Raw genomic sequence first — 19,485 nt, 5'->3', positions numbered from 1 at the left:
CGGCGCCTTCGTCGGGAGGCGCCCATGCGCACCATCACCGGTGCCGAGCTGAGGTCCGTTCTGCACCACCGCATGCTGATCGAGCGCATGCGGCAGACCTTCCGGGCCGGGGTGGAGGTGCCGATGCGCCACCACCACACGGTCGGGACCTACGGGGAGCACGACGCCACGCTGTTGCTGATGCCGGCGTGGCAGGTCAACCAGTCGATCGGCGTCAAGATCGTCACCGTCTTCCCCGACAACGGCGCGCAGGACCTGCCGGCGGTGCAGGGCGTCTACCTGCTGATGGACGGCAAGACCGGCATTCCGCAGGCCTTGCTGGACGGCTCGGCCCTGACCAAGCGGCGCACGGCGGCGGCCTCGGCGCTGGCCGCCTCCTATTTGGCGCGGGCCGACGCGGAGCGGCTGCTGGTGGTCGGCACCGGCGCGCTGGCCCCCGAACTGATCGAGGCCTACGCGGCGGTTCGCCCGATCAAGCAGGTGCTGGTCTGGGGCCGCAGCCTGGAGAAGGCGAAGAAGGTCGCCGGCCGTTTCCACCGTCCGAAGTTCAAGATCGAGGCGACCGACGATCTGGAGGGCGCCGTGCGCGGCGCCCACATCGTGACCTGCGCCACCCTGGCCAAGGAGCCGATCATCAGGGGGGACTGGCTGCAACCGGGCCAGCACCTCGACCTGATCGGCGGCTTCACGCCGGAGATGCGCGAGGCCGACGACGACTGCATCCGCCGCTCCCGCGTCTTCGTGGACACCCGCGAGGGCGCCTGCAAGGAGGCCGGCGACATCGTGCAGCCGATGCGGGCCGGCATCCTGAGCGAGGACGACATCGCGGGCGATCTCTACGACCTGACGCGCGGCGAGCGGGCCGGGCGGCGCTTCTACGACCAGATCACTCTTTTCAAGTCGGTCGGCACCGCGCTGGAGGATCTCTGCGCCGCGCAGTTGGCGGTGGAGATGGTGCTGCACAACGACTCGATCCGCTGAGACGAAGCGGCCCCGGACTCCGCGGCGCGGGCTCCGGGGACCGGCTTTCGGTCTCAGGCCGGCGCGTAGCCGACGACGCCCTTGATTTCGAGGAACTCCTCCAGGCCGAAATCGGCGTATTCCCGCCCGTTGCCGGATTGCTTGTAGCCGCCGAAGGGCGCTCCCGCGTCCCAGGCCGGGTAGTTGATGTAGACGTTGCCGCTGCGCATCCGCGCCGCGACCTTGCGGGCGCGCTCCAGCGAGCCCGACTGGACGTAGGAGGCGAGGCCATAGGGCGTGTCGTTCGCGCGCTCGATCGCCTCCTCCTCGCTGCCGTAGGGCAGGATGACCAGCACCGGCCCGAAGATCTCCTCGCGCGCGACGGTCATGCCGTCGGTGACGTTGGCGAAGATCGTCGGGCGCACGTAGTAGCCACGGTCGAGGCCGTCCGGACGGCCGGGGCCGCCGGTGACCAGCTCGGCGCCCTCCTCGATCCCGGCCGCGATCAGCCGCTGGATCTTGTCGTACTGGGCCTGGCTGACCACGGGGCCGAGCCACGTCCCTTCCGAGGCGGGCGCGCCGACCGTCAGGCGTTCCGCCGTGGCCTTGGCCACCGCCACCGCCTCGCCGTGCAGGGCGGCCGGGACGAACATGCGGGTCGGCGCGTTGCAGGACTGGCCGCTGTTGCGCATGCAGCCCTCGACGCCCAGCTTCACCGCGCGCTTGAGGTCGGCGTCGTCGAGGATGATGTTGGCGGATTTGCCGCCCAGTTCCTGGTGGACGCGCTTGACCGTGTCGGCCGCCGCCTTGGCGACGAGGATCCCGGCCCGCGTCGAGCCGGTGAAGGACACCATGTCGACGCCCGGATGGCGCGCGATGGCCTCGCCCACCGTCGGGCCGTCGCCGTTGACCAGATTGAACACGCCCTTGGGGAGGCCGGCGGCGTGGACGGCCTCGGCGAAGAGGATGGCGTTGAGCGGCGCGATCTCGCTCGGCTTCAGCACCATGGTGCAGCCGGCGGCCAGCGCCGGCGCGACCTTGCACATGATCTGGTTGATCGGCCAGTTCCACGGCGTGATCATGCCGACCACCCCGATGGGCTCCTTGGCGATCAGGGTCGAGCCGCGCAGCTCCTCGAAGGCGAACCCTTCCAGCGCCTCGATCGTCCGGGCCAGATGCGCGGTGCCCATCGCGGCCTGCGAGCGCTGGGCCAGCGTCCGGGGCGCGCCCATTTCCCGCGACAGCGCGTCGGCGACCTCGTCGTAGCGGTCCTTGTAGGCCTCCAGCAGGCGCCGCATCAGGACCAGCCGCTCCTCGCGCGAGGTCGCGGCGAAGGCCGGGAAGGCCGCGCGCGCGGCGGCGACCGCCCGGTCGACGTCCGCCGCGCCGCCGCGCGCGATGGTGGCGAAGACCTCTTCGGTCGAGGGATCGACCACGTCGATCGTCGCGGGCTCCGCCGGATCCACCCACGCGCCGTCAATGTAGAATTTGAGGTTGTTCGACATCGGATCATCTCCTTGATCCACCGACGTTAACGGGGAAGCTGGAGCCTTGTCGATTGCGAACTCCAGCTTGGCTTCGGGCGCTGCCGGCGCCCGAGGCGGACAAGGGAGGAACGGACCGATGACTGAACTCTGACCATCATCATGGTCCGGACATGGAAAGGCCCCGAAACGCGTCGGCGTTTCAGGGCCTTAGAGTGGTGCCGCAACAGGGATTTGAACCCCGGACCTACTGATTACGAATCAGTTGCTCTACCCCTGAGCTACTGCGGCGTCGTTGTGGCGGGGAACATAGCGGCGTGCTTTGCCGGATGCAAGCGAACAATTTGGGAAAATCACCCGCTCAACCGTGCTCCCGGATCACCTCCAGGAAGGCGTCGGCGTAGCGCTCCAGCTTGCGCGCGCCCACGCCCGGCAGATGGGCGAAGGCCTCGCGGTTGCGCGGGCGCTGGTTCACCATCTCCAGCAGCGTGCTGTCGTGGAAGATCACGTAGGGCGGCACGCTCTGCTCCTTGGCGAGGCCCGTGCGGCAGTCGCGCAGCGCGTGCCACAGCGCGTCGTCGGCCGCCGACAGCGTCCCCCGGGCACTGCCGCGCGACACGCCGTCGCTTGCCGACCCGCCGCGCCCGCTCTGGCGGCGCAGCGCGTCGCGGACGCCGCGTCGGCGCTCCAGCACCGGGTCCTTGCGCAGGCCGACCGTCCGTTGGCCCTTGATCACCGCGACCCCGGCGTCGGTCAGGCGGAAGCCACCGTATTCCAGATCCACCGTCAGAAAGCCGTTCGCCACCAATTGCCGGTAGACCGACTGCCATTCCGTCTTGGACAGATCCTTGCCGACGCCGAAGGTCTTCAGCGTGTCGTGCGCCTGCTGGGCCACCTTCTCCGTCGTGTTGCCCAGCAGCACGTCGATCAGATGCCCGGCGCCGTAGCGCTGCCCCGTGCGGTAGACCGCCGACAGGGCCTTCTGCGCCGCGACGGTGCCGTCCCAGATCTCGACCGGGTCGAGGCAGGTGTCGCAGTTGCCGCAGGGCTCGGCCAGCGTCTCGTTGAAATAGTTCAGCAGCACCTGACGGCGGCAGCCCGAGGTCTCGCAGAAGCCCAGCAGGGCGTCCAGCTTGCCGCGCTCGACCCGGCGGTGGCTGTCGCCGGCCTCCGACTGCTCCAGCATCTGGCGCAGCATCACCACGTCGGCCATGCCGTAGGACATCCAGGCGTTGGCCGGCAACCCGTCGCGCCCGGCGCGGCCGGTCTCCTGATAGTAGGCTTCCAGGCTCTTGGGCGGGTCGAGGTGGCAGACGAAGCGCACGTTGGGCTTGTCGATGCCCATGCCGAAGGCGACGGTCGCCACCATCACCAGACCCTCGCTCTTGATGAAGCGGTCCTGGTTGGCCTCGCGCACGGCCGCCGGAAGGCCGGCGTGGTAGGGCAGGGCCTCGCGCCCCTGGGCGTTCAGCCAAGCGGCGGTGTCCTCCACCTTCGCGCGCGACATGCAATAGACGATGCCGGCGTCCTCCGGGTGGTTCTCGTTGAGGAAGGCCAGCATCTGCTGGCGCTCGCTCTTCTTCGGGACCACGCGGTAGGTGATGTTGGGGCGGTCGAAGCTGGACAGGAAGACGCGGGCCTCGGTCAGGCCCAGCTTCTCCTTGATCTCGTTGCGGGTCTGCACGTCGGCGGTCGCGGTCAGCGCGACGCGCGGCACCGTCGGATGGCGCTCGTGCAGGATCGACAATTGCAGATATTCGGGGCGGAAGTCGTGGCCCCACTGCGACACGCAATGCGCCTCGTCCAGCGCGAAGAGCGCGAGCTTGGTGCGGTCGAGCAGGTCGAGGAAGCGCGGCGTCACCAGCCGTTCCGGCGCCACGTAGACGAGGTCGATCTCGCCCTGCACCATGTCGCGCTCGACCTCGCGCGCCTCGGCGGCGCCCAGCGAGGAGTTCAGGAAGGCGGCGCGGACGCCCAGTTCCTTCAGCGCGGTGACCTGGTCGCGCATCAGGGCGATCAGCGGCGAGACCACCACCGTCACGCCGTCGCGGACCAGCGCCGGGATCTGATAGCACAGCGACTTGCCGCCGCCGGTGGGCATCAGCACCAGCGCGTCGTTGCCCCGCACCACATGGTCGATGATCTCGGCCTGCTGGCCCCGGAAGGAATCATAGCCGAACACCGATTGCAGCGCGTCGAGCGCGGCCTCGGGACCATCGCCGAAGCTCCCGTTGGAGGCCCGGCGGGAAAATGTGAACAACGAATCCACGCCCATGCGGTTCAGTTGGTGGGGCCGGGGGCCGGCTTGCGTTTCAGAGTCCATGATGTGGCACAGATCGCCCCACCGGCAAAGCCGCAATCGGGGATCGGCCGGGCGGGCAGGTGGGACAAGCGGTGGTCCTCCACGCAGGCGTGTGAAGCCATGACGCCGATTCCTTTCCTGCGTGCAAACTGAAAACGGCGGATGGGTGGTCCATCCGCCGTTTCAGAAGGAGAAAAAAAGGCATGAAAACGATGCCCTTCTTCCTGGTGCTCCAGTGGCAGAGATGGCGGATCGAGATCCGCCTGATACGGCGCCAAGCATCAGGAGTGGTCGGCGGGTGTCGCGAGCATCCGCCGGCTATCTCCGTGCAACATACTCCCGACGAAGAGCCTTTTCAACGCAGGGTCACAGAAGGTCCCGCAGCATCGCCACCAGCGGCACGTCGGCCGGCGGCATCGGGTAGTCGCCCATGCGGTTGGGCCGGACCCAGGCCAGCCGCTGCCCCTCGCGCGCGGTGACGTCGCCTTCCCAGATCCGGCAAACGTAGAGCGGCATCAGCAGATGGAAGCTCTCGTAGCTGTGCGAGGCGAAGGTGAAGGGGGCGAGGCAGCTCGCCGCCGTGTCGATCCCCAGCTCCTCCTTCAGCTCGCGCACCAGCGCGGCCTCCGGGGTCTCCCCGGCGTCGACCTTGCCGCCGGGGAACTCCCACAGACCGGCCAGCGACTTGCCGGGCGGGCGCTGGGCCAGCAGCACGCGGCCGTCGGCGTCCACCAGGGCCACCGCGACCACGAACAGCACCGGCAGCGAGCCGGGCGCCGGGGTGGAGCTGGGATCGAAACAGGCGGTCATCCGCGTCAGCTCCGGTAGCTGCCGTTGATGTCGATGTAGCCGTGGGTCAGGTCGCAGGTCCACACCTTGGCGGTGCCCTGGCCGAGGCCCAGCTCGATCAGCACTTCGATCTCCTTGCCCTTCATGTGGGCGGCGACCGGGGTCTCGTCGTAGCCGGGGACTTCCATCCCCTCGGCGCAGATCAGCGTGCCGCCGACGGTGATCTTGATCAGGTCGCGGTCGGCGCGCTCGCCGGCCCGCCCGATGGCGGCGACGATGCGGCCCCAGTTGGCGTCCTCGCCGGCCAGCGCGGTCTTGACCAGCGGCGAGTTCGCCACCGTCAGCGCGATGCGCTTGGCCGCGACGTCGTTGTCGGCGCCGTTGACGGTGATGGCGACGAACTTGGTCGCCCCCTCGCCGTCGCGCACGACCTGGAGCGCCAGATCGAGCAGCAGATCCTCCAGCGCGGCGCGGAACTCGGCCAGCTCAGGGGCGTCGGCGCTGGTGACCGGGGCGTTGCCGGCCTTGCCCGTCGCGAACAGCAGCAGCGTGTCGCTGGTCGAGGTGTCGCCGTCCACCGTGATGGCGTTGAAGGTGCGCTCGTTGAACTCCGACAGCATGGCCTGGAGCGCGGGGGCGGCGATGGCGGCGTCGGTGAAGACGAAGCCCAGCATCGTCGCCATGTCCGGCGCGATCATGCCCGACCCCTTGGCGAAGCCGGCGATCGTCACCGGCGTGCCGCCGATGGTGACGGTGCGCACGGACCCCTTGGGGAAGGTGTCGGTGGTCATGATGGCGCGCGCCGCCTTCTCCCAGGCGGCGGAGTCGGCGGCCAGAGCCGGCTCCATGCCGGGCAGGCACTTGCCGATGGCGTCGGGGGCGAGCGGGATGCCGATCACGCCGGTGGACGCGATGTAGACCTCGTCGGGCGCGCATCCGGCGATGGAGGCGGCGGCCTGGACGGTGGCCTGGACGGTGGCGTCGCCCGCCTTGCCGGTGAAGGCGTTGGCGTTGCCGGCGTTGACCACGACGGCGCGGGCCGACCCCTTGGGCAGACTGTCGCGGCACCAGATCACCGGGGCCGAGCAGGTCAGCGAGCGGGTCAGCACGCCCGCGACGGCGGTGCCGGGATCCAGCACGGCCAGCAGCAGATCGTCGCGGCCCTTGTATCGGATGCCGCTGTTCGCCGTGGCGATGCGCACGCCCGCGATGGGCGGCAGCGTCGGGAAGCTGGCGGGAGCCAAGGGGGAGAGGGTCGTGGCCATGGGGGGAGTCCCGTCGTGGGCGTGGGGTGGGCGGTGGAAAGACTTGAGGCCGGGGAAGCTGGCCCCCTCCCTAACCCTCCCCCGCCTTGCGGCGGGAGAGGGGACTGCCGCTGAACGCCCCCGAAGCTCCGGCCCCCTCTCCCGCGAAGCGGGGGAGGGATGGGGAGGGGGCAACGGGCTTCGGGAGGGAGCCCGCGTCCTTACTTGGCCGGCGCCGGCGTGGCCGCCGGAGCGTCGGCCGGGGCCGCCGGGGCGGCCGGCATCGGCGAGCCGTCCATCTGGAAGGTCTCGACCTTGGCGCCGGCGCGCAGCTCGTCGACCAGGGCGGTGACGATGTCCTTGGACAGCGTCTGCTCCAGCTGCGGCTTCACCTCGTCGAGCGTCGGGGCGGGCTGGGTGCGCTTCTCCTCGACCTTGATGATGTGGTAGCCGAACTGGGTCTTCACCGGCTCCTTGCTCACCTCGCCCGGCTTCATGGCGAAGGCGGCGTTGGCGAAGGGCTCGACCATCGCGTCCTTGGTGAAGTAGCCCAGATCCCCGCCCTGCGCGGCGGCGGCGGCGTCCTTCGACTTCTCCTTGGCCAGCTTGGCGAAATCGCCGCCCTTCTTGAGCTGGGCGATGATGGCCTTGGCCTCGTCCTCCTTCTCGACCAGGATGTGGGCGGCCTTGACCTCCTCCTGCGGCGGGTTCTGCTTCAGGAAGGCCTGATAGGCGTCGTCCAGAGCCTTCTGCGTGATGCGGGCCTTCACTTCCTTCTGGATGTAGGCGCGCTGCACGGCGCGCTCCTCGGCGCGCTTGATCTCGTCCTTGACCTCGGCCGAATCGGCCAGCTTGTCCTTGTAGCCGGCCGCCGCGACCAGCTTGCCGCTGACCAGCTGGTCGATCACCGCCGGATAGATCATCTCGACCGGCATCTGCTGCACCTGGGGCGGCAGCTGGGCGATCATGCGGCTGACGTCGGAGCGGTGCAGCTCCTCGCCGTTGACGCGCGCGACGACCGGGTCGGCCTGAGCGGGGGTGGCGGCGGGGGTTGCCGCAGGGGCGGCCGTGGTGGCCGGGGCCGCAGGGGTCGCCGGAGCCGGGGTCTGGGCGTGCGCCGCCAGCGCGATCCCGCAGGCCGCCATCGACAGAAGCGCGGTGCGGAACATACGATTCACCATGACGTGTCTTTTCCTTCCGCGGATGGTCTCGAAGCAAGCCCCTGCGGCACCGGAGCCATCCGCCGCTCCGTGCCCGATTCCGCGAGGATTAAGCATGGCTCGCGCGTGGCGGGCAAGCGGTCCCTCGATCCGTCACACAACTGTGATTGCCGGTCCCCCAATACCAGCCCCACACCGGCCCCCGCCCCCTGATTTCGCGCCGTGTTCCAACGCCGCAAAGGGGCGGGGCTCGTTGACAGCGCCTTGCCATAGTCCTATGTCAGACCCGTCGATTAGGCTGGCCCACACTCCGTTTTACTTCCGAGGTTTTCATGTTCGGCGCTCTCGCCCGCAAGATTTTCGGCACCGCCAACACGCGCGCGGTCAAGGCGCTGCACAAAACCGTCCAGCAGATCAACGACTTGGAACCGTCGCTGATCGCGCTGTCGGACGCGGATCTGAAGGCCCGCACGCCCTGGCTGCGCGAGCGCCTGGCCAAGGGCGAGTCGCTGGACGACATCCTGCCCGACGCCTTCGCCACCGTGCGCGAGGCGGCCAAGCGCGTGCTCGGCCAGCGGCATTTCGACGTGCAGCTTCTGGGCGGCATGGTCCTGCACCAGGGCAAGATCTCGGAGATGCGGACCGGCGAGGGCAAGACGCTGGTCGCCACGCTGGCCGTCTACCTGAACGCGCTGGAAGGCAAGGGCGTCCACGTCGTCACCGTCAACGACTATCTGGCCAGCCGCGACAGTGGGTGGATGAGCCGGGTCTACGGATTCCTGGGTCTCTCCACCGGCGTCATCGTGCACGGCCTGGACGACGACGAGCGCCGCCTCGCCTACGCCGCCGACATCACCTACGGCACGAACAACGAGTTCGGCTTCGACTACCTGCGCGACAACATGAAGTTCCGCCTGGAGGAGATGGTCCAGCGGCCCTTCAACTACGCCATCGTCGACGAGGTCGACTCGATCCTGATCGACGAGGCGCGCACGCCGCTGATCATCTCCGGTCCGTCGACGGACGCCGGCGAGATGTACATGCAGGTCAACGCGCTGATCCCCAGCCTGGTCCCGGAGGATTACGAGAAGGACGAGAAGCACCGCTCCGTCAGCTTCTCCGAGATCGGCCAGGAGCACATGGAGCAGCTGCTGACCCAGGCCGGGCTGCTGAAGACCGGCGGGCTCTACGACATCCAGAACGTGGCGCTGGTCCACCACGCCCAGCAGGCGTTGCGCGCCCACACGCTGTTCCAGCGCGACAAGGACTACATCGTCAAGGATGACAAGGTCATCATCATCGACGAGTTCACCGGGCGCATGATGGACGGCCGCCGCTTCTCCGAGGGGCTGCACCAGGCGCTGGAGGCCAAGGAGCAGGTGACGATCCAGCGCGAGAACCAGACTCTCGCCTCGATCACCTTCCAGAACTACTTCCGCATCTACCCCAAGCTGGCCGGCATGACCGGCACCGCGCTGACCGAGGCCGCCGAGTTCGGCGAGATCTACGGCCTCGAAGTGGTGGACATCCCGACCAACGTCGCGGTCAAGCGCATCGACCACGACGACGAGGTCTACCGGTCGGCGACCGAGAAGTACCACGCGATGATCGACCTGATCGAGGACGCGCGCAAGCGCGGCCAGCCGGTCCTGGTCGGCACCACCTCGATCGAGAAGTCGGAGCTGCTGGCCGAGCTGCTGACCAAGCGCGGCATCCCGCACAACGTGCTGAACGCCCGCCACCACGAGCAGGAGGCCTACATCGTAGCGCAAGCCGGCCGCGCCGGCGCGGTGACGGTCGCCACCAACATGGCCGGGCGCGGCACCGACATCCAGCTCGGCGGCAATCTCCAGATGCGCATCGAGGTCGAGCTGGCCGACATGCCCGAGGGTCCGGAGCGCGAGGCCGCGATCAAGCGGATCGAGGCCGAGATCGCCGTGGCCCGCGAGCAGGTGAAGGAGGCCGGCGGCCTCTACGTCGTCGGCACCGAGCGGCACGAGAGCCGCCGCATCGACAACCAGCTGCGCGGCCGGTCGGGGCGCCAGGGCGATCCCGGCACCTCGAAGTTCTTCCTCTCGCTGGAAGACGACCTGATGCGCATCTTCGGGTCGGAGCGTATGGACAGCATGCTCCAGCGCCTCGGCCTGAAGGAGGGGGAGGCGATCATCCACCCCTGGATCAACAAGGCGTTGGAGAAGGCGCAGCAGAAGGTCGAGGCGCACCACTTCGAGGTCCGCAAGAACCTGCTGAAGTTCGACAACGTCATGAACGACCAGCGCAAGGTCGTCTACGAGCAGCGCCGCGAGGTGATGGAGAGCGCCGACATCGCCGAGGAAATCCAGGAGATGCGCCACCAGATCGTCGCCAACATGGTGGCGACGGCGATCCCGGCGAACAGCTACTCCGAGCAGTGGGACATCGCCGGTCTGCACGAGGGCGTCAACCGCCTGCTCGGCCTGGACCTGCCGGTCCATGACTGGGCCAAGGAGGAAGGCATCGCCGAGCCGGAGATCGAGGAGCGCGTGCAGCAGGCCGCCGACCGCAAATACGCGGAGAAGGAGGAGGCCTACGGCGCCGAGACGATGCGGCACGTCGAGAAGAGCCTGCTGTTGCAGATCCTCGACCAGGAATGGAAGGACCACCTGCTCCAGCTCGACCATCTGCGCCAGGGCATTTCCCTGCGGGCCTACGCCCAGAAGGATCCGCTGAACGAGTACAAGCGCGAGGCGTTCGAGCTGTTCGACACCATGCTGATGGCGCTGCGCGAGCAGGTCACCTCGGTGCTGATGCACGTCGAGATCCGCATGCAGCCCTCGCCGGAGGAGCTGTTCGCCCGCCAGATGCAGGAGATGCACGAGGGCCGCAGCGACCCGGCGCTGGCGCTGGCCGGCGGCGAGGAGCTTCCCGACGGCATGGTCCGCGCCCCGGCCCCGGCGGGCGTGATTCCGGAGGACCAGCCGCTCCCGGCCGACGTGATGGCGACCACCCAGCGCAACGCCGCCTGCCCCTGCGGCTCGGGCAAGAAGTTCAAGCACTGCCACGGCCGTCTGGCGTAAGGACGAGCGAATAAAGCCCTTCTCCCCTTGTGGGAGAAGGGTTGGGATGAGGGGTATTCCGCCAAAGGCGGAAGCTTGCCCCCTCACCCCAACCCCTCTCCCGCGAGGGGAGAGGGGCTTGTCTTTGGCCCTATGGAGGGGCCGTGTTACCCCCCATAACCGCGCCCAAGGCGCCGCCCCGTTGAAACCATGGCACCCTTGAGACCGTTTCCGTCCTTCGGAACGGCAAGGGACCCCCCGACCATGCTCAACGAGTTCAAGAAATTCGTCAGCCGCGGCAACGTCGTGGAACTGGCGGTCGGCATCATCATCGGCGCGGCCTTCACCGGGATCGTCAACTCCCTGGTCAAGGACATGCTGATGCCGCCCATCGGCTGGCTGATGGGCGGGATCGACTTCTCCAACTACTTCATCAGCCTGTCCGGCGGGCGCTTCGACAGCATCGCGGCGGCCGAGGCCGCCGGGGCGGCGACCATCAATTACGGGCGCTTCATCAACACGGTCATCAACTTCCTGATCGTCTCGGGCGCGCTGTTCCTGATCGTGCGCCAAGTGAACCGCCTGCACTTCATGCACAAGGCCGAGGCCGGTCCGTCCCGCCAGGAAATCCTGCTGACCGAGATCCGCGACGCGCTCCGCGCCCACCATCCGGCCGTCCCGCCCGACGTCGCGCCCGGCCATCCGACACCCCCCGCCACGACGCGCATGGGTAGCCCGTGAGGAGCGCAGGGCTTAACGTTCGGAAAGATCTTGGTTTGTGCAACGCGATAGACTATGTACTGCATCCTTGATCGCTGGAGGCTCGCGCGTCTCTTGAGCGAGACGCGCTTTGATATCGCAGGGCGTCCACCCCAAACAATGGCGGGGTTGGGCGGTTCGTGCTTCGGATAGACGCCTCTCCCTCTCGACCTCCTCCCGGCGAAACCGCCGGCTTCTCCCACGTTCGTCATCCGGACGCGCGTGGGCGTGCCGACTTGTCTTGAGAAGGTTGAATCCTTTGTCGTTTTCCGAACTCGGTCTGCACCCGCTCGTCCTGAAGGCCCTTGAGTCCTTCGAATACATCACCGCCACCCCGGTCCAGTCCGCCGCCATCCCGCCGGCGCTCGAAGGCCGCGACATCCTCGCCACCGCCGAGACCGGCACCGGCAAGACCGCCGCCTTCATGCTGCCGGCCCTGACCCGCATCGCCGAAATGCCGCGCCTGGGCGTCGCCGCCCCCCGCGTGCTGGTGCTGGCCCCGACCCGCGAACTGGCCAAGCAGGTCACCGACGCCGCCCGCAAATACGCGAAGTTCATGAAGCTGAACATCGTGGACGTGGTCGGCGGCATGCCCTACCGCGAGCAGCTCCGCCTGCTGTCGCGTCCGGTCGACGTCGTCGTCGCCACGCCGGGCCGCCTGATCGACCACGTGTCGCGCCGCCGCCTCGACCTGGACTACGTCGAGGTGCTGATCCTCGACGAGGCCGACCGCATGCTGGACATGGGCTTCCACGACGACGTGGAAACCATCGCCAAGTGCTGCCCGCCGACCCGCCAGACCATGCTGTTCACCGCCACGCTGGACCGCCGCATGGCCGGCCTCGCCGGCAACCTGCTGCGCAACCCCGAGCGGGTCGCGGTGGAGACCGAGGCGACGGCGATCAACGTCGAGCAGCGCCTGCACCACGCCGACGACCTCGACCACAAGCGCCGTCTGCTGCAGCACATCGCGATGCAGCCGGAAGTGGGCAAGGCCATCATCTTCGCCGCGACCAAGCGCGACGCCGACACGCTGGCCGAGGAACTGAGCCTCGCCGGCCACGCCGCCGCCGCCCTGCACGGCGACATGGACCAGGGCAAGCGCAACCGCACGCTCCAGCGTCTGCGCACCGGGCAGGTCCGCCTGCTGGTGGCGACCGACGTCGCCGCGCGCGGCATCGACGTGCGCGACATCACCCACGTCATCAACTTCGACCTGCCGCGTTCGGCGGAGGACTACGTCCACCGCATCGGCCGCACCGGCCGCGCCGGCGCCTCGGGCATCGCGATCTCCTTCGCCTCGCGCGCCGACCGCGAGACGCTGTTCCGCATCGAGCGCTACACCAACGCCACGCTGGCGATCCACACGATCCCCGGCCTGGAGCCGCAGCGTCCGTTCACCGCCGGCAGCGGCCGTCCCCCCGCCCGCAACGGCAGCGGCCGTCCCAGCGGCAACGGCGGTCCGAAGCCGTGGCACCGCAACGGCAACGGCGGCGGCGAGAACAAGCCCGGCGGTTACGCCGGCCGTGGCGGCCGTCCGGAGCACGCCCGCTCGGACAACCACCGTTCGGACGCCGGCCCGCGCCCGGACCACGCCCGCCGCGAGTCGCACGGCAACGGCAAGCCGGCCCCGGCCCGCGCCAAGTCCTGGTAACACGCTGACGCCTTCACCGGCGTGACGACGGCGCGGCTCTCTCCGGAGGGCCGCGCCGTTTTCGTTTGGGCGCGCGGATTGGCGTGATCTTGATGGATGTTGGCAAGCGCGCCAATGTCGGGACGGTCCGCCGTCGGCTATCCTTCGTGCCGTCGCCACCCTCCACGAAGGACCGCGCCCCATGCTGGAACTCCGCCCCAACTGCGAATGCTGCGACCGCGACCTGCCGCCCGCGTCGCCCAACGCCTACATCTGCTCGTTCGAATGCACCTTCTGCGGCGATTGCCGCAGCCGGCTGCCGGGCGAGCGCTGCCCCAACTGCGGCGGCGAGCTGGTCCGCCGCCCGATCCGCCCAACGGAAAAGCTGGCCGCCAACCCGCCGGCGAGCGCCCGCACCCTGAAGCCCGGCGGCTGCCCGCCCGCCTTCTGAGCGAAGCGCGGTCCTGCCCCAAAAAGCGCATAGCCCCTGTGGGTGCGCTGCGGTGGCGAAGGGCGGCGTTCCTCCTGTATGGTCGCGCCAACGGTTGAGCGTTTCCCTAGGGTGTCCGATGATCCGGCCTGCGCATCTTGTCCCCTTGGCCTTGGCCCTGACCACGCTGTTGGTCCCCGGCTGCACGACGCGCGAGCGCATCCCCAACCCGCCCGACGTGCGCAGCGCGCCCAGCGGCGGAACCGGGTTGGAGAAGGTCTACGGCGAGTGGGAGGCGGACAAGCCCACCTCCTTGCTGGCCCAGCCCACGCCCGGCGGCGGCGTCGTCGCCACCATCGGCGCGGGTCAGGCGGTGACCGTGCTGGGCCGCGTGCGCAACAGCGACTGGATCGCGGTCAAGGCCGCCGGGTCGACCGCCTATGTGCGGCTGCACCTGCTGCGGCTGAAGGGCAGCACGCCGGCCGGCACGCGCGGCACGACGACGACCATCTCCAAGCCGGCGGACAACGCCGGCCCGTCGATCAAGGCCGCCCCGCGCGGCAAGGTCGGGGCGACCGCCATTCCGGGGTGAGTAGGATCTCTACGGCGAAGGGAGCCCTTCTCCCCTTGCGGGGCGAATCCCGGAGGACGCCAAAGGCGTCCGATGGGTTCGCGGGTTGGGATGAGGGGTATTCGCCGAAGGCGAAAGTTAGGGGACTTGCGCCCCCTCACCCCAACCCCTCTCCCACAAGGGGAGAGGGGCTTCAAACGGGCCTCAGCCCAGATTGTGCTTGGCGACCACCGCCGCGAAATCGTCGCCGAAATGCTCGCCGACGCGGATGACCGACACGCCGTGGGGAATTTCCTTCAGCGACGGGTGGTCGAGGTTCAGCGAGGTCAGCAGCGCCATCGGCACGCTCTGCGTGACGCTCATGGCGTGCAGGCCACGGATCAGGTCCAGCCCCGACAGACCGTCCATCACCATCGACGCGATGACCATGTCCGGCGGCACGCGGACCGCGAGGCTGATCGACTCGATGGGGTCGGTCACCGTCACGGTGCGGAAACCGCAGGCCGCCAGCTCCGCCCCCAGCTTCTTGGCGATCACCTTCGACGGGGTCACCAGCATGATCTCGACGTTGCGAACCTCGACGTCGGTGACCTGGAACTCGTAGCGGACCGGCAGGGCGCGGATGATGCGGTTGGTCTCGGCCAGCAGCGGCTGCTCGGCGCGGTCCACCAGTTCGGCGATGCGGTCGATGAAGGTCTGCGCGTCGGTGAGCTGCTTGGCGTCGAGCTGCTTCAGGCCGCTGAGGTAATCCTCCATCCGGTGCGCCACGAGGCTGACCGTGGGGTACCCGAAGCTCGTGCCCATGCCCTTGAAATTGTGGGCTTCCAGCCGCAGCACGCCGATCACTTCGGCGTCGGTGCGCTGGCCCTTGGCCTTGCCGTTCAACGCCGCGTTCATGACCTCCATGCGGTCGCGCGCGTCGTCGACGAACTCCATGCGAAGGCGGTCTTCAAGATCGTCGGTCGACAGGAGCGAAGCCATGAGCGGTCATTCCGGCAGGTTGGGGTAAGCCGTTAGGCTACACAAAATCCGGGTCCGAAACAAACCCCGGCGCGACCCCAGGAGAAAAGGTCGCGTCCCCGCAACACGGCCGAAACGGAACGGTAACGCTTACAGCTTGGTCAGCCGGTCCTGGAACCACGCCAGCCGGTCCTCGGCCTGGGCGATGTCCTGGTCGAGCCACGCGGCGAAATGGCCGCTGTCGGCGGTGTTGGCGCGCTTCAGGTCGCCCAGCCGCGCCAGCTCCGACTCGCAGAGCATGGCGAGGTTGTCGACCTGCTCGCGCTGCGACTCGGCATCGAGCAGGTGCAGGAAGCGCAGCTTCAGCGCGATGACCAGCTTGTTCAGGCCCTCGGCCGAGGGCGCGCGGACGTTGGCGCGCATCAGCGTCTCGAACTCCGCCCGGCCGGCGTCGGTCGGGCCGAGGAGCGCGTTGTCCTCCATCCCGCTGCCGTCCAGCGCCTCGATCAGCCCCTCGTAACGCAGCATCTCCAGCGAGGTGCCCATCAGGTCGAGCGACGGCCCGACGATGCGGTCGAGGAAATGACGCACCGACCCGGCCAGCTCGGCGTAGCGCAGCGGCCCGCCCTGGATCAGCGTGCCCAGGACGACGAGGCGCACGGCCTCCTTCGGCATCAGCGAGTTGTCACGGTACATGGCAAACCCCTGGACAGTCGGTTGGGACAGGCGGGTGGGACGAGACGAGAGCGCTGCGAGTCAATCGCAACACTCCCGTCAAGTTAGGGCCGCACACCGCGTCTGTCCAGGGGGCAAAATGTCGGTACCGCCCAAGAGCCTGTTTCGCGCAGGGATTTTTCAGGCGGCCAGACGCAGGTCCAGCCGGCTCCACACGTCGAGCAGGGCCTCGACCAGACGCTCCATCTCGGCGTCGCCGTGCAGCGGGGTCGGGGTGAAGCGCAGGCGTTCGGTCCCGCGCGGGACGGTCGGGTAGTTGATCGGCTGCACGTAGATGCCGTGCCGCTCCAGCAGCTCGTCCGAGGCGCGCTTGCAGCGGTGGGCGTCGCCGACCATCAGCGGCACGATGTGGCTGACCGAGGGCATCACCGGCAAACCGGCCTCGGCGAACAGGCGCTTGAGCCTGGCCGCGCGCTCCTGGTGGCGCTCGCGCTCGGTCTGGCTGGACTTCAGGTGGCGGATGCTGGCCAGCGCGCCCGCCGCCAGCACCGGGGCCAGCGAGGTCGAGAAGATGAAGCCGGCGGCGAAGCTGCGCACGCAATCGACCAGCGCCGAGGAGCCGGTGATGTAGCCGCCCTGGACGCCGAACGCCTTGCCCAGCGTCGCCTCGATGATGGTGCAGCGGTCCATCGCGCCGTCGCGCTCGGCCACGCCGGCGCCGCGCGGACCGTACATGCCGACCGCGTGGACCTCGTCGATGTAGGTCATCGCGCCGTGCTTGTCGGCCACGTCGCAGATGTCATGGATGGGGGCGATGTCGCCGTCCATCGAATAGACGCTCTCGAAGGCCACCACCTTGGGACGGCCGGGCGCGATGCCCGACAGCAGCTCGTCCAGGTGCTTGGGGTCGTTGTGGCGGAAGACGTGCTTCTCGGCGCCGGAGTTGCGGATGCCGGTGATCATCGAGTTGTGGTTCAGCGCGTCCGACAGGATCACGGCGTTGGGCAGGATCTTGCCCAGCGTGGTCAGCGTCGCGTCGTTCGACACGTAGCCCGAGGTGAAGAGCAGCGCCGCGTCCTTGCCGTGCAGGTCGGCCAGTTCCTTCTCCAGCAGCACGTGGTAGCGGTTGGTCCCGGAGATGTTGCGGGTGCCGCCGGCCCCGGCCCCGACCTCGTCCAGCGCGTCGTGCATGGCCTTCAGAACGGCGGGGTGCTGGCCCATGCCGAGGTAGTCGTTGGAGCACCAGACCGTCACGCTCCGCTCGCGCCCCTGGGAGTCGCGGAAGGTCGCGGTCGGGAAATTCCCCGCCTGCCGCGCCAGATCGGCGAAGAACCGGTAGCGGCCGTCCTGCTTGAGGGTGGCGATCTGGGTGCGGAAGAAGCTCTCGTAATCCATCGCGCGGGTTCCGTTCGCGGCCATACCAACGATGTGTCGCGCCGGTCCCAAGCGGTGTAACGCGTCCGCCCCAACCTCACGCAACGGCATGATGGCATCATCGTCGTGAAAGTTCCATCCGGCATTGACCGAAATCAAGCGTGTGCGAATGAGACATTGGCACAACGCGCACCACCCCGGCGCCACGCCTTCGCTTGGGGTGTGCCAAGTCGTTTCCAAGATGCGGATGGACTGTTTAGTGGTGGTGGACCGGCCATGCCCGTGTGCGGGATTGGGCGGGGGAGCGGCGCGCCTGCCCCCTCCCTGACCCTCCCCCGCTTCGCGGGAGAGGGAACTGCCGCTGGACTTCCGCAAAGCTCCGGTCCCCTCTCCCGCCGGAGGCGGGGGAGGGATGGGGAGGGGGCGAGCCCCTACCCGCGCAGGACCGGGATCGCGGCGTCCAGCGCCGTGGTCAGGCGGTCGAACACCTGATGAACGTCGTCCTCGCCGATGACCAGCGGCGGGCAGAGCGCGATGGAATCGCCCATGGCGCGGACGATCAGGCCGTTCTCCTGGGCAAGGGTGTTCACCACCGCCCCGGCCCGGCCGACCGGGTCGAAGTTCGCCTTGGTCGCCTTGTCGGCGACCAGTTCGAGGGCGCCGATCAGGCCGGTGCCTCGGACCTCGCCGACCAGCGGGTGGTCGGCCAGCGCCTTCAGCCGCTTCTGGAACGGCACGGCGACGTCGCGCACATGGCCCAGGATGTCGCGCTCCTCGTAGATCGCCAGGGTCTCCAGCGCCACCGCCGCCGCCACCGGATGGGCGGAGTAGGTGTAGCCGTGGCCGAAGGTGCCGATCTTCTTGCTCTCGTCGACGCAGGCCCGATAGACGGCCTCGGACACCATCACCGCCGAGATCGGCAGGTAGCCCGAGGAGAGCTGCTTGGCGCAGGTCAGGATGTCCGGACGCATCCCCAGGGTCTGGCTGCCCCAGAAAGTCCCGGTCCGGCCGAACCCGCAGATGACCTCGTCGGCGACCAGCAGGATGTCGTATTTCTTCAACACCGCCTGGATTTTCTCATAGTAGGTCGCGGGCGGAACCACCACGCCGCCGGCCCCCATGATCGGCTCCGCGAAGAACGCGGCGACGGTGTCCGGCCCCTCGGCCAGGATCTGCGCCTCAAGCTGCTCGGCCAGACGGGTCGCGAAATCCTCCTCGCTCTCGCCCGGATGGGCGTTGCGGTAGTGGTGCGGGCAGTCGGCGTGCAGGATGCGGGCGATCGGCAGGTCGAAGTCGCGGTGGTTGTTGGGCAGGCCGGTCAGGCTGGCCGACGCCACCGTCACGCCGTGGTAGCCGCGCGTCCGCGCCAGGATCTTCTTCTTCTCGGGCCGGCCGAGCGCGTTGTTGTAGTACCAGATCAGCTTGACCGCCGTGTCGTTGGCTTCCGAGCCCGAATTGGCGAAGAACACCTTCGACATCGGCACGGGCGCCAGCTTGATCAGCTTTTCGGCGAGGTCGATGCCCGGCTCGTGCGACTTGTGGCCGAAGATGTGGTAGCTGGACAACTGGCGCATCTGCTTGGCCGCCGCCTGGACCAGACGCTCCTCCCCCCAGCCCAGCGAGACGCACCACAGGCTCGCCATGGCCTCGATGTAGGCGTTGCCGGCGTCGTCGTAGACGCGCACGCCCTCGCCGCGCTCGATGATCAGCGGGCCTTGCGTCTCGTGGGCGTGCAGGTTGGTGTAGGGGTGGAGAACGAAAGCCTTGTCGCGGCTCGCCGCCGAGTTGCCGGTCGCGGTCATCTTGCCCATCCTGTCAATGGATTATACCCGCATTTTTCATACGGGTGTTCGATTTGTTAAACACCTTGGGGATCATACCCACAGTTCAGTCCGTCGACAAACCCGCGCTTCGATCAATCGTGCCATGCGCCGGACGGGCATCGGCGAGGGCTGGCGGGGGGGCGGCCAATGGAAAACGGCCCCGCGAAGGGGCCGTTTCCGAAACCAAGCTGCGCGCGTCCGGTTACTGCGGCGCCATGCGGATGGCGCCGTCGAGGCGGATGGTCTCGCCGTTCAGCATCTCGTTCTCCACGATGTGCTTTCTGTA

The 19,485-nt window shown here is 68.6% G+C and carries 15 protein-coding genes and 1 tRNA gene; 6 read left to right on the top strand and 10 right to left on the bottom strand.

Features of this window, described 5'->3' with window-relative positions; genetic code table 11:
- The first annotated feature begins 24 nt into the window (after positions 1-24).
- Entirely contained in the window at positions 25-981 is a 957-nt protein-coding gene (gene lhpI, locus EJ913_RS24680) for a bifunctional Delta(1)-pyrroline-2-carboxylate/Delta(1)-piperideine-2-carboxylate reductase (RefSeq protein WP_127002929.1), read from the top strand.
- 53 nt (positions 982-1,034) lie between these two features.
- On the opposite strand, the gene EJ913_RS24675 is transcribed toward lhpI, so the two are convergent.
- From EJ913_RS24675 to EJ913_RS24650, 6 genes are all read right to left on the bottom strand, one after another.
- Positions 1,035-2,465 carry an aldehyde dehydrogenase family protein gene (locus EJ913_RS24675; protein ID WP_127002927.1) on the bottom strand — a complete coding sequence of 477 codons (1,431 nt, stop codon included), beginning with the start codon at positions 2,463-2,465 and terminating at the stop codon, positions 1,035-1,037.
- 195 nt (positions 2,466-2,660) lie between these two features.
- Positions 2,661-2,735: transfer RNA gene (locus tag EJ913_RS24670), tRNA-Thr, on the bottom strand.
- A gap of 70 nt (positions 2,736-2,805) precedes the next feature.
- The gene (recQ, locus tag EJ913_RS24665) at positions 2,806-4,713 is read right to left on the bottom strand and encodes a DNA helicase RecQ (RefSeq protein WP_127002925.1); all 1,908 of its coding nucleotides are present in this window, start codon (positions 4,711-4,713) and stop codon (positions 2,806-2,808) included.
- 399 nt (positions 4,714-5,112) lie between these two features.
- The gene (locus tag EJ913_RS24660) at positions 5,113-5,556 is read right to left on the bottom strand and encodes a (deoxy)nucleoside triphosphate pyrophosphohydrolase (RefSeq protein ID WP_127002923.1); all 444 of its coding nucleotides are present in this window, start codon (positions 5,554-5,556) and stop codon (positions 5,113-5,115) included.
- Between the two features lie 5 nt (positions 5,557-5,561).
- Complete coding sequence (gene argJ / locus EJ913_RS24655; RefSeq protein WP_127002921.1) at positions 5,562-6,800, bottom strand: bifunctional glutamate N-acetyltransferase/amino-acid acetyltransferase ArgJ; 1,239 nt, start codon at positions 6,798-6,800, stop codon at positions 5,562-5,564.
- A gap of 200 nt (positions 6,801-7,000) precedes the next feature.
- Positions 7,001-7,960 carry a peptidylprolyl isomerase gene (locus EJ913_RS24650; RefSeq protein WP_127002919.1) on the bottom strand — a complete coding sequence of 320 codons (960 nt, stop codon included), beginning with the start codon at positions 7,958-7,960 and terminating at the stop codon, positions 7,001-7,003.
- A 311-nt stretch (positions 7,961-8,271) separates the two neighbouring features.
- On the opposite strand from EJ913_RS24650, the gene secA reads away from it, so the two are divergent.
- The 5 genes from secA (at position 8,272) to EJ913_RS24625 (ending at position 14,388) form a co-directional block, all read left to right on the top strand.
- Positions 8,272-10,995: a preprotein translocase subunit SecA gene (secA, locus tag EJ913_RS24645; protein ID WP_127002917.1), complete on the top strand. Its 2,724-nt coding sequence runs from the start codon at positions 8,272-8,274 to the stop codon at positions 10,993-10,995.
- Between the two features lie 243 nt (positions 10,996-11,238).
- The gene (gene mscL / locus EJ913_RS24640) at positions 11,239-11,715 is read left to right on the top strand and encodes a large conductance mechanosensitive channel protein MscL (protein ID WP_127002915.1); all 477 of its coding nucleotides are present in this window, start codon (positions 11,239-11,241) and stop codon (positions 11,713-11,715) included.
- A 277-nt stretch (positions 11,716-11,992) separates the two neighbouring features.
- Positions 11,993-13,387 carry a DEAD/DEAH box helicase gene (locus EJ913_RS24635; protein WP_127002913.1) on the top strand — a complete coding sequence of 465 codons (1,395 nt, stop codon included), beginning with the start codon at positions 11,993-11,995 and terminating at the stop codon, positions 13,385-13,387.
- Positions 13,388-13,568: 181 nt separating this feature from the next.
- The gene (locus tag EJ913_RS24630) at positions 13,569-13,817 is read left to right on the top strand and encodes a DUF1272 domain-containing protein (RefSeq protein WP_127002911.1); all 249 of its coding nucleotides are present in this window, start codon (positions 13,569-13,571) and stop codon (positions 13,815-13,817) included.
- Between the two features lie 118 nt (positions 13,818-13,935).
- Entirely contained in the window at positions 13,936-14,388 is a 453-nt protein-coding gene (locus EJ913_RS24625) for an SH3 domain-containing protein (protein ID WP_127002909.1), read from the top strand.
- A 183-nt stretch (positions 14,389-14,571) separates the two neighbouring features.
- On the opposite strand, the gene EJ913_RS24620 is transcribed toward EJ913_RS24625, so the two are convergent.
- The 4 genes from EJ913_RS24620 to EJ913_RS24605 all read right to left on the bottom strand — a co-directional run bounded on the left by EJ913_RS24620 (position 14,572) and on the right by EJ913_RS24605 (position 19,178).
- Complete coding sequence (locus EJ913_RS24620) at positions 14,572-15,348, bottom strand: Hpt domain-containing protein (RefSeq protein WP_127002907.1); 777 nt, start codon at positions 15,346-15,348, stop codon at positions 14,572-14,574.
- 129 nt (positions 15,349-15,477) lie between these two features.
- On the bottom strand, positions 15,478-16,023 hold the full coding sequence (locus EJ913_RS24615) for a hypothetical protein (protein WP_127002905.1): 546 nt from the start codon (positions 16,021-16,023) through the stop codon (positions 15,478-15,480).
- A gap of 159 nt (positions 16,024-16,182) precedes the next feature.
- The gene (gene hemA, locus EJ913_RS24610; protein ID WP_127002903.1) at positions 16,183-17,397 is read right to left on the bottom strand and encodes a 5-aminolevulinate synthase; all 1,215 of its coding nucleotides are present in this window, start codon (positions 17,395-17,397) and stop codon (positions 16,183-16,185) included.
- Positions 17,398-17,807: 410 nt separating this feature from the next.
- Positions 17,808-19,178 carry an aspartate aminotransferase family protein gene (locus EJ913_RS24605; protein WP_127002901.1) on the bottom strand — a complete coding sequence of 457 codons (1,371 nt, stop codon included), beginning with the start codon at positions 19,176-19,178 and terminating at the stop codon, positions 17,808-17,810.
- Between the last annotated feature and the right edge of the window lie 307 nt (positions 19,179-19,485).

This window comes from Azospirillum doebereinerae (assembly GCF_003989665.1).
GTDB lineage: Bacteria > Pseudomonadota > Alphaproteobacteria > Azospirillales > Azospirillaceae > Azospirillum > Azospirillum doebereinerae.
This window is presented reverse-complemented; position numbering and strand designations above follow the sequence as displayed.

What these genes read in the sequence shown, in the direction of transcription:
- lhpI (WP_127002929.1), top strand. Translation starts at nt 25, where the DNA reads ATGCGCACCATCACCGGTGCCGAGCTGAGGTCCGTTCTGCACCACCGC.
- EJ913_RS24675 (WP_127002927.1), bottom strand. Translation starts at nt 2,465, where the DNA reads ATGTCGAACAACCTCAAATTCTACATTGACGGCGCGTGGGTGGATCCG.
- EJ913_RS24660 (WP_127002923.1), bottom strand. Translation starts at nt 5,556, where the DNA reads ATGACCGCCTGTTTCGATCCCAGCTCCACCCCGGCGCCCGGCTCGCTG.
- argJ (WP_127002921.1), bottom strand. Translation starts at nt 6,800, where the DNA reads ATGGCCACGACCCTCTCCCCCTTGGCTCCCGCCAGCTTCCCGACGCTG.
- EJ913_RS24650 (WP_127002919.1), bottom strand. Translation starts at nt 7,960, where the DNA reads ATGGTGAATCGTATGTTCCGCACCGCGCTTCTGTCGATGGCGGCCTGC.
- secA (WP_127002917.1), top strand. Translation starts at nt 8,272, where the DNA reads ATGTTCGGCGCTCTCGCCCGCAAGATTTTCGGCACCGCCAACACGCGC.
- mscL (WP_127002915.1), top strand. Translation starts at nt 11,239, where the DNA reads ATGCTCAACGAGTTCAAGAAATTCGTCAGCCGCGGCAACGTCGTGGAA.
- EJ913_RS24630 (WP_127002911.1), top strand. Translation starts at nt 13,569, where the DNA reads ATGCTGGAACTCCGCCCCAACTGCGAATGCTGCGACCGCGACCTGCCG.
- EJ913_RS24625 (WP_127002909.1), top strand. Translation starts at nt 13,936, where the DNA reads ATGATCCGGCCTGCGCATCTTGTCCCCTTGGCCTTGGCCCTGACCACG.
- EJ913_RS24620 (WP_127002907.1), bottom strand. Translation starts at nt 15,348, where the DNA reads ATGGCTTCGCTCCTGTCGACCGACGATCTTGAAGACCGCCTTCGCATG.
- EJ913_RS24615 (WP_127002905.1), bottom strand. Translation starts at nt 16,023, where the DNA reads ATGTACCGTGACAACTCGCTGATGCCGAAGGAGGCCGTGCGCCTCGTC.
- hemA (WP_127002903.1), bottom strand. Translation starts at nt 17,397, where the DNA reads ATGGATTACGAGAGCTTCTTCCGCACCCAGATCGCCACCCTCAAGCAG.
- EJ913_RS24605 (WP_127002901.1), bottom strand. Translation starts at nt 19,178, where the DNA reads ATGACCGCGACCGGCAACTCGGCGGCGAGCCGCGACAAGGCTTTCGTT.